General features: G+C 68.5%; 14 protein-coding genes. 9 read left to right on the top strand and 5 right to left on the bottom strand.

Annotated elements, in window-relative coordinates:
* The first annotated feature begins 89 nt into the window (after positions 1 to 89).
* A complete protein-coding gene (locus IFT82_RS02245) occupies positions 90 to 1,085 on the top strand; it encodes an adenosine kinase (protein WP_192123986.1) in 996 nt (331 codons plus the stop codon).
* Positions 1,086 to 1,154: 69 nt separating this feature from the next.
* On the opposite strand, the gene IFT82_RS02240 is transcribed toward IFT82_RS02245, so the two are convergent.
* Positions 1,155 to 2,693, bottom strand: coding sequence for an amino acid permease (locus IFT82_RS02240; RefSeq protein WP_192123984.1), 1,539 nt, complete (start codon positions 2,691 to 2,693; stop codon positions 1,155 to 1,157).
* A 159-nt stretch (positions 2,694 to 2,852) separates the two neighbouring features.
* On the opposite strand from IFT82_RS02240, the gene IFT82_RS02235 reads away from it, so the two are divergent.
* The 4 genes from IFT82_RS02235 to IFT82_RS02220 all read left to right on the top strand — a co-directional run bounded on the left by IFT82_RS02235 (position 2,853) and on the right by IFT82_RS02220 (position 7,164).
* Complete coding sequence (locus IFT82_RS02235) at positions 2,853 to 4,271, top strand: MATE family efflux transporter (protein WP_342355017.1); 1,419 nt, start codon at positions 2,853 to 2,855, stop codon at positions 4,269 to 4,271.
* A gap of 108 nt (positions 4,272 to 4,379) precedes the next feature.
* On the top strand, positions 4,380 to 4,667 hold the full coding sequence (gene groES, locus IFT82_RS02230; RefSeq protein ID WP_056531718.1) for a co-chaperone GroES: 288 nt from the start codon (positions 4,380 to 4,382) through the stop codon (positions 4,665 to 4,667).
* An 83-nt stretch (positions 4,668 to 4,750) separates the two neighbouring features.
* Entirely contained in the window at positions 4,751 to 6,397 is a 1,647-nt protein-coding gene (gene groL / locus IFT82_RS02225) for a chaperonin GroEL (protein WP_192123982.1), read from the top strand.
* 203 nt (positions 6,398 to 6,600) lie between these two features.
* Complete coding sequence (locus IFT82_RS02220) at positions 6,601 to 7,164, top strand: Uma2 family endonuclease (RefSeq protein ID WP_192123980.1); 564 nt, start codon at positions 6,601 to 6,603, stop codon at positions 7,162 to 7,164.
* Positions 7,165 to 7,198: 34 nt separating this feature from the next.
* Here the strand turns inward: IFT82_RS02220 and IFT82_RS02215 are convergent, their stop codons facing one another.
* Complete coding sequence (locus IFT82_RS02215) at positions 7,199 to 8,251, bottom strand: mannose-1-phosphate guanylyltransferase/mannose-6-phosphate isomerase (RefSeq protein ID WP_192123978.1); 1,053 nt, start codon at positions 8,249 to 8,251, stop codon at positions 7,199 to 7,201.
* Positions 8,252 to 8,403: 152 nt separating this feature from the next.
* Between IFT82_RS02215 and prsK the strand changes: the two genes are divergently transcribed.
* Genes prsK through IFT82_RS02200 form a run of 3 tightly spaced genes read left to right on the top strand, consistent with a single transcriptional unit; the run spans position 8,404 to position 12,673 of the window.
* Positions 8,404 to 10,473: an XrtA/PEP-CTERM system histidine kinase PrsK gene (prsK, locus tag IFT82_RS02210; protein WP_192123976.1), complete on the top strand. Its 2,070-nt coding sequence runs from the start codon at positions 8,404 to 8,406 to the stop codon at positions 10,471 to 10,473.
* Positions 10,470 to 11,816, top strand: a complete 1,347-nt coding sequence (gene prsR, locus IFT82_RS02205) for a PEP-CTERM-box response regulator transcription factor (protein ID WP_192123974.1) — start codon at positions 10,470 to 10,472, stop codon at positions 11,814 to 11,816. Before prsK ends, prsR begins: the two co-directional genes overlap by 4 nt.
* Positions 11,817 to 11,857: 41 nt before the next feature.
* On the top strand, positions 11,858 to 12,673 hold the full coding sequence (locus IFT82_RS02200; protein ID WP_192123973.1) for a DUF815 domain-containing protein: 816 nt from the start codon (positions 11,858 to 11,860) through the stop codon (positions 12,671 to 12,673).
* On the opposite strand, the gene IFT82_RS02195 is transcribed toward IFT82_RS02200, so the two are convergent.
* The 3 genes from IFT82_RS02195 to IFT82_RS02185 are packed head-to-tail and all read right to left on the bottom strand — an operon-like array spanning position 12,670 to position 15,040.
* Positions 12,670 to 12,963, bottom strand: a complete 294-nt coding sequence (locus IFT82_RS02195) for a type II toxin-antitoxin system RelE/ParE family toxin (RefSeq protein ID WP_192123971.1) — start codon at positions 12,961 to 12,963, stop codon at positions 12,670 to 12,672. The genes IFT82_RS02200 and IFT82_RS02195 overlap by 4 nt on opposite strands.
* 6 nt (positions 12,964 to 12,969) lie before the next feature.
* On the bottom strand, positions 12,970 to 13,233 hold the full coding sequence (locus IFT82_RS02190; RefSeq protein ID WP_192123969.1) for a ribbon-helix-helix domain-containing protein: 264 nt from the start codon (positions 13,231 to 13,233) through the stop codon (positions 12,970 to 12,972).
* Between the two features lie 25 nt (positions 13,234 to 13,258).
* Positions 13,259 to 15,040 carry an ABC-F family ATP-binding cassette domain-containing protein gene (locus tag IFT82_RS02185; protein WP_192123967.1) on the bottom strand — a complete coding sequence of 594 codons (1,782 nt, stop codon included), beginning with the start codon at positions 15,038 to 15,040 and terminating at the stop codon, positions 13,259 to 13,261.
* Positions 15,041 to 15,187: 147 nt separating this feature from the next.
* Between IFT82_RS02185 and IFT82_RS02180 the strand changes: the two genes are divergently transcribed.
* Positions 15,188 to 15,481, top strand: coding sequence for a hypothetical protein (locus IFT82_RS02180; RefSeq protein WP_192123959.1), 294 nt, complete (start codon positions 15,188 to 15,190; stop codon positions 15,479 to 15,481).
* Positions 15,482 to 15,527 lie beyond the last annotated feature (46 nt).

Genomic DNA, 15,527 nt, shown 5'->3' with positions numbered 1-15,527 from the left:
ATGGCGCGGCACCCCGGCGGCGTCAACATTGCTTGCGCCGGCCCGCGCATCTAGGGCGACCGTCTACCTTCTTTGCGGAGTCCGCCACCTTGACCACCCCTACCTACGATGTCGTCGCGATCGGCAATGCGATCGTCGACATCCTCGCGCAGACCGACGACGCCTTCCTCGCGACCGAGGGGATGACCAAGGGCGCGATGCAGCTGATCTTCTCGGCGGAGGAGGCGGACGCGCTTTATGGCCGGATGGGGCCGGGGCGCGAGATTTCGGGCGGCTCGGCGGCGAACACGCTGGCCGGCATCGCCGCGCTGGGCGGGCGCACCGCCTTTATCGGTCAGGTCGCCGACGACCAGCTGGGGCAGGTGTTCGCGCACGACATCCGCGCCGCCGGCATCCGCTACGACACGTCGGTCCGCGCCGGCGGGCCGACCACCGGCCGCTGCCTGATCTTCGTGACCCCCGATGGCCAGCGGACGATGAACACCTTCCTCGGCGCGTCGCACTATCTGCCGGAGGTCGCGCTGGACCGCGCGCTGATCGCGGATGCCGCGTACCTCTATATCGAAGGTTATCTGTGGGACCCGGAGGAGCCGCGCGCCGCGATGCGCGCCGCGATCGAGGTGGCGCGCGAGGCAGGGCGCAAGATCGCCTTCACCCTGTCGGCCGAGTTCGTCATCGACCGTCACCGCACTGATTTCCACACGCTGATCGATCAGGGCCTGATCGACGTGCTGTTCGCCAACGAGGCGGAGATCATGGCGCTGACCGAGACGACCGACGTCGATACCGCGATCGCCGCAGTGCAGGACAAGGTGCCGACACTGGTGGTGACGCTGGCGGAGCGCGGTGCCTGTGCGGTGCGTGGCGGCCAGCGCGTCACGGTGCCGGCACAGCCGATCGAGCGCGTGGTCGACACCACCGGCGCGGGCGACCTGTTCGCCGCCGGCTTCCTCCATGCACAGACCCGCGGCCATGATCTGGAGCGCTCGCTGACGCTCGGCGCACTGTGCGCGGCGGAGATCATCAGCCACTTCGGCGCCCGTCCGCAGGTCGACCTGAAGGCACTGGCCGATACGCTGCGCTAAGAAAAAGGCCCCTCCCCGACAAGGGGAGGGGCCATCAAGCTGAATGCCATTGTCTTCAGGGCCATTGTCTCAGGGCAGGTCGTCGTCGACCAGCACCTCGATCCGGCCCTGCGCGACGTTGCTCGTGCGGTAACCGTACAGGTAATACACCACCAGCCCGATCGCGCCCCACACCACCAGCACCAGCATCGCCGCCGAGGGCAGGTTGAAGAACAGGAAGATGCAGCCGACGATCGTCGCCGGTGCGACGAACCACACGGCGGGCGTGCGGAACGAGCGGGGGCGGTCCGCCTCCGTCCGGCGCAGGATCAGCACCGCGAACGCGACCATCATGAACGCATAGAGCGTGCCGGCATTGGCGATGTCCGCCAAGGCGCCGACCGGCAGGAAGGCGGCGGCGAACGCCACCGCCGCGCCGGTGATCGCGGTCACCACATGCGGGGTCTTCCACTTGGGATGGACCTTGCTCAGCATCGGCGGCAACAGGCCGTCACGGCTCATCACGAAGAAGATGCGGGTCTGCCCGAACAGCAGCACCAGGATCACCGACGGTAGCGCGACGAAGGCGGCGATGCCCAGCATGTTGCCGACGGTGCCGAAGCCGATCGCGCGCAGCACATGCGCCAGCGCCTCGTTCGAGCAGACCAGCCGCCCGGCATATTCTGCCATCGCGCACTGGCGCGCCAGTTCTTCCGATCCGGCGGGGAAGGGGATGCCGTTCGGCCCCATGATCGGCTGGCCGCCGATCGTGCCGATCGCGCCCGCCGCGACCAGGATGTAGAAGATGGTGCAGAACAGCAGCGATCCGATCAGGCCGATCGGCACGTTGCGCTGCGGATTCTTGGTCTCTTCCGCCGCGGTCGACACCGCGTCGAACCCGACATAGGCGAAGAAGATCGTCGCCGCCGCGCCGACCGCGCCGACCCCGGTGCCGAAGCCGCCGAACACGCCCGCCGGCAGGAAGGGGCTGAACTGCGAGGTATCGATCTTGCCGGCGGTCAGCGCGATGAACGCGGTCAGCGCCACTACCTTGATGCCGACGAGGATCGCGTTGACCTTCGCGCTTTCCGACGTGCCGATGATCAGCAGCCACGTGACCAGCAGGGCGATCACCACCGCCGGCAGGTTGATGAACCCGCCCGCAGCACCACCCAGCGCCAGCGGCCCGGCGCTCAGCCACATCGGCAACTGGATGCCGAGGAACTGTTGCAGGATCGTGCCGGAGAAATAGCCGGACCAGCCGACCGCCACCGCCGACGCGGCCACCGCATATTCCAGCACCAGCGCCCAGCCGACCGTCCAGGCCAGCAGTTCGCCCATCGTCGAATAGGTATAGGTATAGGCCGATCCCGCGACCGGGATCATCGCCGCGATCTCCGCATAGCAGAGTGCGGCGACGATGCAGATCGCGCCGGCGATGGCGAAGGCCAGCATCAGCCCCGGCCCCGCCTTCTGCGCGCCGGCGGCGGTCAGCACGAAGATGCCGGTGCCGATCACCGATCCGATCCCGAACAGGGTGAGCTGGAAGGCTCCCAATGTCCGGTGGAGCGACTTTCGCTCCGCCGCCGCCAGAATCGCGTCCAATGGCTTTACGCGCCCGAACAACATGAACTCGCGTCCCCCCAGGGATGAAGGGGCGTCGATGCGCCCCGTTGGTCGTGAAAGGATGCGAGCCTAGAGGCAATTTTATTACGCGCAATCCCTAACGCGGCGAGCCGCGTCGGGCGGTGCTATCCAACCCCCGCCGCACCCCTTACAGCGCGCGCCGTGCAACCTGTCGTCGCCCCGCCCCCCGCGCTCACCGCCGCGCCTGCCACGACGCGGGCCGAATTGCGCGCCACGATCGCGCTGGCATCGCCGCTGGTCGCCGCCAACCTGCTCCAGATGGGCGTCTATTCGATCGACGTGATCTTCGTCGCGCGGCTCGGCACCACCGAACTCGCCGCCGCGACGCTGGGCGTCTATCTCTACAGCGTCCTCGCCTTCGCGATGATCGGGCTGGTCGGGGCGGCGGCGCCGCTGATCGCCGCCGAACTCGGTCGCCGTCGCCATGCGGTGCGGCAGGTGCGCCGCTCGTTCCGGATGGCGATGTGGCTGGCGATCGGCGCCGGCCTCGCGACGATGGCGGTCCTCGCCAATGGCGAGCGGCTGTTGCTGCTCGCGCGGCAGGACCCGCACGTCGCGGCACGGACCGGGGCGTTCCTCGACATCCTGTTGTGGGCGACGATCCCGGCGGTGGCGACCGGGGTGATGCGTGTCACCGCCTCCGCGCTGGGGCGGCCGGGCTGGGCGATGGTGGTCATGGCGCTGGGCCTCGCCACCGGCATCCTCGGCAACTGGCTGCTCGTCTTCGGGCAGGCGGGTTTCCCCGCGCTGGGGCTGGAGGGGTCGGCGATCGCCAGCGTCGTCACCAGCAGCGCGATGATGCTCGCCTTCGTGGCGATCCTGCTGCTTGATCCCCGGCTGCGCCGCTATCGCCTGTTCGGCAACTGGTGGCGGACCGAATGGTCGCGGCTGGCCGATCTGCTGCGCCTCGGCCTGCCGATCGCGCTGACGATGACGTTCGAGGGCGCGCTGTTCTCCGCCGCCGGGTTCCTGATGGGGCTGATCGGGGTGACCGAGGTCGCCGCCCACGCCATCGCGCTCCAGATCGCGGCGATCGCGTTCCAAGTGCCGTTCGGCGTCGCGCAGGCGGCGACGATCCGGGTCGGCATGGCGTATGGCGCGGGCGACCGGGTGTGGATCGGCCGGGCGGGGGCGGTGTCGCTGGCGGTCGGAATCGGCTTCATGGTGTTCACCGCGTCGCTGCTGCTGATCGCGCCGCGTCTGTTCGTCGGCGTCTATGTCGATCCGGACGACGCCGCCAACGCCGCGCTGGTCGCGCTGGCGGTACAGTATCTGGGGGTCGCCGCCGCGTTCCAGCTGTTCGACGGGGCGCAGGCGGTGGCGGCCGGCGTGCTGCGCGGGTTGCAGGATACGCGGGTGCCGATGCTGGTCGCGCTGTTCGGCTATTGGGTGGTCGGGGCGGGATGCGCGGTGCTGCTCGGCTTCGGGTTCGACTGGCAGGGACTGGGCATCTGGTGGGGTCTTGCCGCCGGTCTCGCCGCCGTGTCGGTGCTGCTGCTGTGGCGGTGGAGCGCGCGGGCGCGGCTGGGCCTGCTGCCCGCCACGGTCCATCGAATTTAGTTCCCTTGCCCCGTTGACGGTCCCGCGCGCGCTTCACATATAAGCCGCGTTGGCACTCGGGACCCCTGAGTGCCAGAAATCTGTCATAGTCTCAGAAAGGGCACAGCAATGAACTTTCGTCCGTTGCACGACCGCGTTCTCGTCCGCCGCGTAGAGGCGGAGGAGAAGACGGCCGGTGGGATCATCATCCCCGACACCGCCAAGGAAAAGCCGCAGGAAGGCGAAGTCGTCGCCGCCGGCACCGGCGCCCGCAGCGAGAGCGGCGAGGTCCACCCGCTGGAGGTGAAGGCCGGCGACCGCGTGCTGTTCGGCAAGTGGTCCGGCACCGAGGTCAAGGTCGACGGCGAAGACCTGCTCATCATGAAGGAAAGCGACATCCTCGGGATCGTCGGCTGACCTGATACGTCGCATCCGGGGCGCATAACCCCTGTAGGATGCGACTTTCGAGACTTTCCAACCTCAACTGAAAGGGTAGCCACATGGCAGCCAAGGACGTGAAATTCAGCCGCGACGCGCGCGAGCGCATCCTGCGCGGCGTCGACATCCTCGCCGACGCGGTCAAGGTCACGCTGGGGCCGAAGGGCCGCAACGTCGTGATCGACAAGAGCTTCGGCGCACCGCGCATCACCAAGGACGGCGTCACCGTCGCCAAGGAGATCGAGCTCAAGGACAAGTTCGAGAACATGGGCGCGCAGATGCTGCGCGAAGTGGCATCGAAGACCAACGACATCGCCGGCGACGGCACGACCACCGCGACCGTGCTGGCGCAGGCGATCGTGCGCGAAGGCATGAAGTCGGTCGCGGCCGGCATGAACCCGATGGACCTGAAGCGCGGCATCGATCTCGCCGTGGTGAAGGTCGTCGAGGACGTGAAGGCGCGTTCGAAGCCGGTGTCCGGTTCGAAGGAAGTGGCGCAGGTCGGCATCATCTCCGCCAATGGCGACCGTGAAGTCGGCGAGAAGATCGCCGAAGCCATGGAGAAGGTCGGCAAGGAAGGCGTCATCACCGTCGAGGAAGCGAAGGGTCTCGAATTCGAGCTCGACGTCGTCGAGGGTATGCAGTTCGACCGCGGCTATCTGTCGCCGTACTTCATCACCAACCCGGAGAAGATGACGGTCGAACTCAACGATCCGTTCATCCTGATCCACGAGAAGAAGCTGTCGAACCTGCAGGCGATGCTCCCGATCCTGGAAGCGGTCGTGCAGTCGGGTCGCCCGCTCCTGATCATCGCCGAGGACATCGAGGGCGAGGCGCTCGCCACGCTCGTCGTCAACAAGCTGCGCGGCGGCCTGAAGGTCGCAGCGGTCAAGGCCCCCGGTTTCGGCGATCGTCGCAAGGCGATGCTGGAAGACATCGCGATCCTGACCAAGGGCGAGATGATCTCCGAGGACCTCGGCATCAAGCTGGAGACCGTGACCACCGCGATGCTCGGCACCGCCAAGCGCGTCACGATCGACAAGGACAACACCGTCATCGTCGACGGTGCCGGTGATGCCGACGCGATCAAGGGCCGCACCGAGGCGATCCGCCAGCAGATCGAGAACACCACCAGCGACTATGACAAGGAGAAGCTCCAGGAGCGTCTTGCCAAGCTCGCCGGCGGCGTCGCGGTCATCAAGGTCGGTGGCTCGTCCGAGGTAGAGGTCAAGGAGCGCAAGGACCGCGTCGACGACGCGCTGCACGCGACCCGCGCGGCCGTCGAAGAAGGCATCGTCCCCGGTGGCGGCACCGCGCTGCTGTACGCGACCAAGGCACTCGAAGGGCTCACGGGCGCCAACGAGGACCAGACGCGCGGCATCGATATCGTCCGCAAGTCGCTGACCGCGCTGGTTCGCCAGATCGCCAGCAATGCGGGCCATGACGGCGCGGTGGTGTCGGGCAAGCTGCTCGACGGCAACGATTCGAACATCGGCTTCAATGCCGCGACCGACACCTACGAGAACCTGGTGGAAGCCGGCGTGATCGACCCGACCAAGGTCGTCCGCACCGCGCTGCAGAACGCGGCCTCGGTCGCCGGCCTGCTCATCACGACCGAAGCGGCCGTGAGCGAGATGCCGGAAGACAAGCCCGCCATGCCCGCAATGGGCGGCGGCGGCATGGGCGGCATGGGCGGCATGGACTTCTGATCCGAATGCGGGTCCTGCGCCGGTGATGCCGGCGCAGGACCCGCATCGGATCGGACGGCCGGTCGGCAACGCCGAACCGGTCCGACGTCCAGCGGCGGCTTTGCCGTCGCCAGCCAACCAGAACGACCTGACCAAAGACGAAGGGCCGGTGGATCACTCCACCGGCCCTTTGTTAATTCCCGTTGGAATGATAGTATCTGGCTATGCGCCATGATCCCCTTTACCAGCCGATTACGGTAAAGCAGTTTCTCGAAATCGATTTTCCGGGTGACCGGAAATACGAACTGGTCGACGGTATAATTCGGATGATGACCGGCGGTACGCCGGCCCATGCGCGTGTCGCCGCCAACATTCTCGCCTTCCTGCACGTCAATCTTCGTGGCACGGGTTGTCGACCCTATGGTTCCGACATGGGCGTGGAGGTGACGGACACCGATGCCCGTTATCCGGATGTCAGCGTATATTGCGGCAACCCGGCAACACAAGAGCGGGAGGAACAGCGTCTCTTCACGGACCCTGTCGTCATATTCGAGGTGTTGTCTGCCTCGACGGCCCGGGTCGACGAGGGCGAGAAACTGTCGCAGTATCGCTCCCTGGCTTCAATCGACACGATCGTCTTCGTCGATCCGCACAACGAAACGAGCCGGGTGATCCAGCGTCTCGGCCCAACCTCATGGCGCGACGATCTGTTTGCACAGCCGCATGATGTCAGCCTTCCGGCATTGGGCCTCGTCGTACCCCATACCGAAATCTTCGCCCGCGACTGACCCCGCCGCCGGGGCCGGTCGCGGACGGTGACAATCATCCCTTCTTCATCGCCTCGATCAGCTTCTTGATCTCCTGGCTGCGGCCGCGCGGCATGATGAGCACGTCGTTGCCGCTCGCCACTACGATCAGGTCGGACACGCCGACCATCGCGATCCGCACCCCGTCCGACCGGACGAGACAGTCGCTGGTGTCGACCGCGATCACCGCGCCGCCATGCGCGTTGCCGGTGGCGTCGACCTCGCTGATCGCATGGAGCGCATCCCAGCTGCCCAGATCGTTCCAGCCCATCGCGACGGGCACCACGGCAACCCGCTCCGCCTTCTCCATCACCGCATAGTCGATCGAGTCCGCCGGCGAGGCGGCGAAGGCGGCGGCATCGGGGAACAGGCGGATACCTTCATGCCGGGCGGCGCGCATCGAATCCTGCACGGCGTTCAGCATCGCCGGGGCGTGCGCGGCCAGTTCGCCCAGATAGATGTCGGCGCGGAACAGGAAGATGCCACCGTTCCAGGCATGGCCACCCGCCGCCAGCATCGCCTCCGCGCGGTCCAGCGGCGGTTTCTCGACGAAGCGGGCGACGCGGTGGACGCCGGGCGCGATCGCCTCGCCGGTCTGGATCCAGCCATAGCCGGTTTCGGGCGCATCGGGTTCGATCCCGAACGTGACCAGCCAGCCATCGTTGACCAGCGGCAGGGCGGCGGCGATCGCGGCATGAAAGGCGGGGATGTCGGCGATGACATGGTCGGACGGCATCACCAGCAGCGCCGCCTCCGGATCGGGGGCCGCCAGCGCCGCCAGCGCGATCGCGGGGGCGGTGTTGCGACCCGCCGGTTCCAGGATGATCGCCGCCGCCTCGACGCCGACGGCGGCCAGTTGCGTCTCCACCTCGTCCACGTGCTGTGCGTTGGCGACGATCACGGGGGCACCGAAGCCATCGCCCACCGCGCGGCGCAGCGTCAGTTGCAGCATCGTCTCGTCGGCGGTCAGCGGCAGAAACTGCTTGGGGCGTTCGGGCCGTGACATCGGCCACAGCCGGGTGCCCGAGCCGCCGGAAAGAATGACGGGAACGATGGTGCTTGCGGTCATGAATCCTCCTGAGCGCCGGCCTTATCGCGGAACGCCGGAATTCCCAACGATCTGCCGCCACCAACGGGCATGTTCAGCCTTTATTGGCGTTTTTCGGGCATCCTTGCGGGAAAGGCCGGGTCACGGCCCTTGCAGCGGGTGATGACGAGACGATGACGGCAGTCCTGATCCTGTGGGGCCATGCACTCGCCGCGATCCTGTTCGGCACGCTGGCGCTGGCGCGCTGGCGACGGCGATGGGACGTGACGGCCGGTCCCGCGTTGGCGGTGGTCGCCGCGGCGGCGCTGACCGCGTTGTGGGCGCTGGCCGTGGCCGGGGTCGAACCATGGGACATCAGCGTGCATCTGGCGGAGGGCGCGCGCAACTTGGCGTGGACGGGGGTGATGGCGGCGTTCGTGCTGCGTGCCCGCGCCGATGGTGGAGCGCTGGCGGCGCTGTACGGGGTGGTGATGTTCGTCATCCTGACCGCGACGGCGCTGGCGCCGATCGCCCGGATGCCGATGGACCAGGACATGGTCTTGGCGGTGGAGATCACCCGTCACGTCCTGCGGATGATGGCGATGGCGGGCGCGTTGCTGCTGCTGTGTCATCTGGCGCAGGCGGCGACCGGGCCGCAGGCCGGCGGGGTACGGCTGTTCGCGCTGGCGCTGGGGGCGATGTGGGGGCTCGATCTGGCGATCGCGTTGCTCGCCTTTGCCGGTCCGCGCTGGACGATGATGCCGGTGGTGGCGCGCGGGCCGGTGATGATGGGGGTCGCGATCCTGCTCGCCGTCGCCGCGACGCATCGTGGCGAGGGATCGGTGGCGGTGTCGCGTACCGTCGCCACCCGGGCGCTGATCGCCCTGGCGCTGCTGCTGTACGTCGCGGCGACCGCGCTGGCGGTCGATCTGGCATCGATGCTGTCGCCGCCCGTCGCCCGCGCGGTGCAGACCGCGATCGTCTGTGGCGCGGCGGCGGCGCTGCTGGCCTTCACCGCGACGCCGTGGCTGCGCGTGTGGCTGCGGGTGAAGGCGGCCAAGCACCTGTTCGATCATCGCTACGACTATCGGATCGAATGGCAGCGTTTCACCACGACGCTGGGCCTGCCGGGGAAGGGGGCAGCCCCGCTGGGCGAGCGGATCGCCAAGGCGGTCGCGGACCTGACCGATGCGCCCGCCGCGCTGCTGCTGGTCGCGACGGACGGGGTGTTGACGCCATGGGCCGGCTGGCGCTGGGCGGATGGCGGCGCGGCACTGCCCGCATCGCTGGCCGGGCATCTGGGCGCGACCGGGCGGATCGTGTCGCTCGACACGCTGCGGGCCGGCGACGGCACGGGGGAAGCGGCGCTGGTGCCGGCATGGCTGCTGGACGATGACGCCGCGTGGGCGATCGTGCCGCTGCTCCATGGCGGGGAACTGGCGGGGGCGATCCTGCTGGCGCGGCCACCGGTCGACCGGGCGCTCGACTGGGAGGATTTCGATCTGTTGCGCATCGCCGGGCGGCAGGCGGCCAGCTATCTGGCGGAGGATCGCAGCCAGGCCGCGCTGGTCGATGCGCAGGAATTCGACGCCTTCAACCGCCGCTTCGCCTTCCTGCTCCACGATATCAAGAACGTCGCGAGCCAGTTGACCCTGGTGGCGCGCAATGCCGAACGCCATGCCGACAATCCCGCCTTTCGCGCCGACATGGTGGTGACGCTGCGTGAATCGGCAGGGCGGATGGCGACGTTGCTCGCCCGGCTGGGCCAGCATGACGGCACGCGGGCGGAGCCGCTGCAGCCGGTCGACCTGCCGGCACTTGCCGCGCGCGTGGCGGCGGCGCGCCGGGCGCAGCATCCGGTCATGGTCGAGGGCGAGGCGACACCGCTCGCATGGGGCCATCCGGCGCGGCTGGAACAGGCGTTGTCGCATCTCGTCCAGAACGCGATCGAGGCGAGTCCGCCGGGCACACCGGTGCGCCTGCGTCTCGATCGGGTGGATGGCCGGCTGATGCTGGCGGTGATCGATCGTGGCGTGGGCATGACGCCCGGCTTCGTCCGCGACCGCCTGTTCCGCCCGTTCGTCTCTTCCAAGCCCGATGGCTTCGGAATCGGTGCCTGCGAGGCGCGGCAGCTGGTGCGCACGATGGGGGGTGAATTGCAGGTCGAAAGCCGCGAAGGGGAGGGCAGCGTCTTCCGCATCCTGTTGCCGCCCGCGCAGGTGATCGCGGCCAAGATGGCACCTGGGATGGCGGTGGCGGCATGACCCGGCCCGTCTTGCTGGTGGTCGAGGACGATGCCGGGCTCGCCCGCCAACTCCGCTGGGCGTATGGGGATTACGAGGTCGTGATCGCCGCCGACCGGGCCGCCGCGATCGATGCGGTGCGGCTGCACGAGCCGGCGGTGGTGACACTCGACCTGGGCCTGCCCCCCGATCCGGACGGCACCGCGGAGGGATTCGCGACGCTGCACGCGATCCGGGCGATCGCGCCCGCCACCAAGGTGATCGTCGCCAGCGGACACGGCGCGCGGGACAGCGCACGGGCCGCGATCGCGGACGGGGCGTGGGATTTCTATCAGAAGCCGATCGATATCGATGCGCTGGGGCTGATCGTGGCGCGTGCGTTCCACGTCCACGCGCTGGAGGCGGAGAACCGGCGGCTGGCGGCCGGGGCAGGCGGGGCGGGGTTCGGCGGTCTGCTCTATGCCTCGCCCGAAATGGCGGCGGTGGCGCGGACGCTGGAACGGGTCGCCCCCGCCGATGTGTCGGTGATGCTGCTGGGCGCGAGCGGGACGGGCAAGGAATTGCTGGCGCGCGGGCTGCACGACGCCTCGCCGCGTGCGCGTGGCCGGTTCGTCGCGATCAACTGCGCCGCGATCCCCGAGACGCTGCTGGAATCCGAACTGTTCGGGCATGAGAAGGGCGCGTTCACCGGCGCGGTGAAGACGACCGAGGGCAAGATCGAACAGGCGGCGGGCGGCACGCTGTTCCTCGACGAGATCGGCGATGTGCCGCTGGCGTTGCAGGTCAAGCTGCTGCGGTTCCTGCAGGAACGGGTGATCGAGCGGATCGGCGGGCGGCGCGGCATCGCGGTGGATACCCGGATCGTCTGCGCGACGCATCAGGATGTCGATGCGATGGTCGCTGACGGGCGGTTCCGCGAGGACCTGTATTACCGGCTGGCGGAGATCGTCGTGCGCATCCCGGCGCTGGGCGACCGCACCGGCGATGCCGGTCTGCTCGCCCGGCATTTCGTCGCGCGCTATGCCGCGACGCTCAACCCGGCCGTCACCGGGCTGGCGGCGGATGCGCGCGCGGCGGTGGAGGCGTGGCGCTGGCCCGGCAATGTCCGCGAGCTGGAGAATCGGGTGAAGCGCGCGGTCATCATGGCCGATGGCAAGCTGGTGACCGCCGCCGATCTCGATCTGGCCACGCCGGCCGATCCCGCCGACCTGAACCTGCGCGCGGCGCGCGAAGGGGCGGACCGGCGCGCGATCGGCCGCGCGCTGGCGCGGGCGGACGGCAATATCTCGGGCGCGGCGCGGCTGCTGGGGATCAGCCGGCCGACGCTGTACGATCTGCTGAAGGCGTACGACCTGTCGCCGTGACGGGTTGCGTCCGCGCGCGCGGCCCCGCAAGGGCGAACGCCATGGACCCGCTCGACCGTATCGCCGCGGCGCTGGAACGCCTGTCGCCTCCACCCGCCCCCGCCGCCGATCCCCGCGCGCACCCCGCCTATCGCTGGACCGGCGAGGCGCTGGTGCCGACGCGCGGCTTCGCGCCGCTGCCGCTCGACCGGCTGATCGGGATCGATCGGCAAAAGGCGGCGCTGGTGGCGAACCTGACGCGGCTGGCGGCGGGCCATGCCGCGCAGGACGTGCTGTTGTGGGGCGCGCGCGGCACCGGCAAGTCGGCATTGGTGAAAAGCGCGGTGGCGGCGGTACAGGCCGCCAGCGACCAAGGTGGCGGTGGTGATCTCGCGCTGGTCGAGGTGACGGCGCTCGACCGGCTGCCCGCGCTGTTCGCCGCGCTGGCGCCCGTGCCGCGCGGATTCGCGCTGTTCGTCGACGATCTGGGCGTAGATGCGCCGGCGGAGGCGCGGGCGCTGCGATCGATGCTGGAGGGCGGGGCGGAACCGCGCCCGGCCAATGCCCGCCTGCTCGTCACCGCCAATCGCCGCCACCTGATGCCGCGCGACATCGCCGAACAGGACAGCGCGATCAACCCGCGCGATTCGGTCGACGATCATCTGGCGCTGGCCGACCGGTTCGGGTTGAGCCTGGGGTTCCATACGGTCGATCAGGATCATTATCTCCGCATCGTGCGCGGCTATACGCAGGCGCACGACCTGCCGTTCGATGCCGACGAGGCGGTCCGCTGGGCGACGCAACGCGGCAGCCGGTCGGGCCGGGTGGCGTGGCAATATGTCGTCGATGTCGCGGGACGCGAGGGGCGGGGGGTTTAATCGAGGCCGGTCATGATCGGGACGTCACGGGCACCGTGCAGGACCCGGACGATTTCGATCCGGTCGGCCGATACACGATAGAAGACGATATAGGGAGATGCGGGGACGCTCCGCAGGCCCGGTTGCCAATCGTCGTGATCCCTGCCGGAACGGGGGAACAGGCGCAGCCGCTCCGTCGCGTGAACGATACGGTCGACCACCCGATCGGCCGCGGCGATGTCATGACGCGCGGTGTACGACCATAGCGCATCGATATCGTCCTGCGCCGCCGGCCTCCTGACGATGCGCACGGCGGGTCAGGCGCGACGGAGTTGTTCGGCCAGCCGTGCCCTGCCCCGACGCTTGATGTCGTCGGCATCGAAATTGCCTTCGATCGGATCACCGCTGGCGAAGCCTTCGTCGATCAACTGGCGTACGCGACCCACTTCATTGTTCCAGAAGGTCAGCGCATGGCGGATCACCGCATCGCGATCGGCGAAGCGGCCGGTTTCGACCGCATCGTCCGCCGCCGCGAGCATCGCGGCGTCGATCTCGATCTCGATCCGTCGCATCTCACCCATCGCGCACCTCCGTTGCGGCAGCGTATCACGCCTGTCCCAGCGTCTCCACCCGTTCGGCCAGTTCCAGCCAGCGCATCTCGGCGGCGTCCTTTTCGGCGCGGGCCTTGTCGATCGCCTGGGTCAGGCGGGTGAAGCGGGCATGGTCCTTCCGGTAGAGGTCGGGGTCGGCCAGCAGCGCCTCGTCACGGATGATCGCGGCCTCGATCTCCTCGATGCGGGCGGGCAGCAGATCGTAATCGCGCTGGTCCTTGTAGGACAGCTTGCGCGTCGCGGCGGGGGCGGGCGGGGCGGTGACGGCCTTCGTCGATTTCTTCGCATCCGCCTGCGGACGGCGGCGGCGCTGCCAGTCCTCGTACCCGCCGGCGACCACGTCGATCTGGCCGCTGCCGTCGAGGCCCAGCGTGATCGTGACGGTGCGGTCGAGGAAATCGCGGTCGTGGCTGACGATCAGGACGGTGCCGTCGTAATCGGAGATCACCTCCTGCAACAGGTCGAGCGTTTCCAGATCGAGGTCGTTGGTCGGCTCGTCCAGCACGATCAGGTTCGATGGCCGCGCGAATTCGCGCGCCAGCAGCAGCCGTGATCGCTCGCCGCCCGACAGCGTGCCGACCTTCGCCTCGGTCAGCGAAGGATCGAACAGGAACTCCTTCAGATAGCCGTGGATATGCTTGCGCACCCCCAGCACGTCGATCCATTCGCCGCCATCGGCCAGCACGTCGCGCACCGTCTTGTCTGGCGCCATCAGCCGGCGCTGCTGGTCGATGACGATGCCGTCCAGCGTCTTGGCCAGCTTGATCGTGCCGGTGTCGGGTTCCAGTTCACCGGTCAGCAGGCGGAGCAGCGTCGTCTTGCCCGCGCCGTTCGCGCCGACGATACCGATCCGGTCGCCGCGGGTGACGCGCAACGAGAAGTCGCGGATGATCGGGCGGTCGCCATAGCTCTTGGAGACGTGGTCGACATCCATCACCACCTTCGACCGGCCGTCCTCATGCCCCAGCCCGATCGCGGCGGTGCCCTGCGGTCCCATCATCGCGGCGCGTTCGGCGCGCATCTCGTGCAGTTTCGCCAGGCGGCCCTGGTTGCGGCGGCGGCGGCCGGTGACGCCGCGGTGCAGCCAGTGTTCCTCGATCTTCAGCTTGGCATCGAGCCGCTCGGCATTGCGCTGTTCCTCGGCATGGACCTGCTCGGTCCATGCCTCGAACCCGCCGAACCCGATCTCGGCGCGGCGCACATTGCCGCGATCGAGCCACAGCGTCTGTCTGGTCAGCCGGGTCAGGAAGGTGCGGTCGTGACTGATCGCGATGAACGCGCCGTTGTAGCGGGACAGCCATTGTTCGAGCCAGTCGATCGCGAAGATGTCGAGATGGTTGGTCGGCTCGTCGAGCAGCAGCACGTCCGGCTCCTGCGCCAGCGCGCGGACGATCGCGGCGCGGCGCCGTTCGCCGCCCGAGGCCGACGCCGCTTCCCGGTCGAGATCGATGCCGAGCTGGTCGGCGATCGCGTTCGCCTCATGCCCCAACGGCGCGTCGTCGCCCGATTCCACATAATCGCGCAAGGTCGCGAAGCGCGACACGTCGGGGTCCTGTTCCAGCATGATGACGCGGGTGCCGGGCACCACGGTGCGCCGCCCCTCGTCCGGATCGACCTGTCCGGCGAGCAGGCGGAGCAGCGTCGACTTGCCCGCGCCGTTGCGGCCGATCAGCGCAAGCCGGTCGCGCTGGCCGACATGGATGTCGAGCTTGCGGAACAACCAGCCCGATCCTTGGATCAGGCCGAGATTTTCGTACGAGAGGATGGGTGCGGCCATATCCTTGGGGCACCTAGGGGGCATGGACGCCCGCGACAACCTGTCGTGGGGTCGAGATAGGGCTGTTGCCCGTATGCCGCACTGCACAAGCTTCGTGGCGGGAGGCATTCACAGCGCGTTCAATGCGCTTTAGCTATCCCGTCATCCATGAAGACCCTCCTCGTTCTCGCGATCATCGCCGTCACGGTTCCCGCCGTCGCGGAACCGCAGAAGCGGGGCGATCAGATGCAGGCCTATAAAGCGCGCAAGCAGGGCAAGCTGCTGCCGATGCCGGAGATCGAGCGGCGGGTGGTGCCGACGATGAACGGCGCGGAATATCTGGGCTTCGAGTTCGACGGCGGCAGCGGCATCTACACGCTGAAGTTCCTGCGCGACGGCAACGTCATCTGGGTCGATGTGGACGGCCGGTCGGGGCAGGTGATCGGCCGCACCGGTCGCTGACGATCGCGGGGGCGATCCGTTAAGGCAGGCGACAGCGACGTTTCCG

The sequence above is a fragment of the Sphingomonas sp. CFBP 8760 genome (genome assembly GCF_014841615.1).
Taxonomy (GTDB): Bacteria; Pseudomonadota; Alphaproteobacteria; order Sphingomonadales; family Sphingomonadaceae; genus Sphingomonas.
This window is presented reverse-complemented; position numbering and strand designations above follow the sequence as displayed.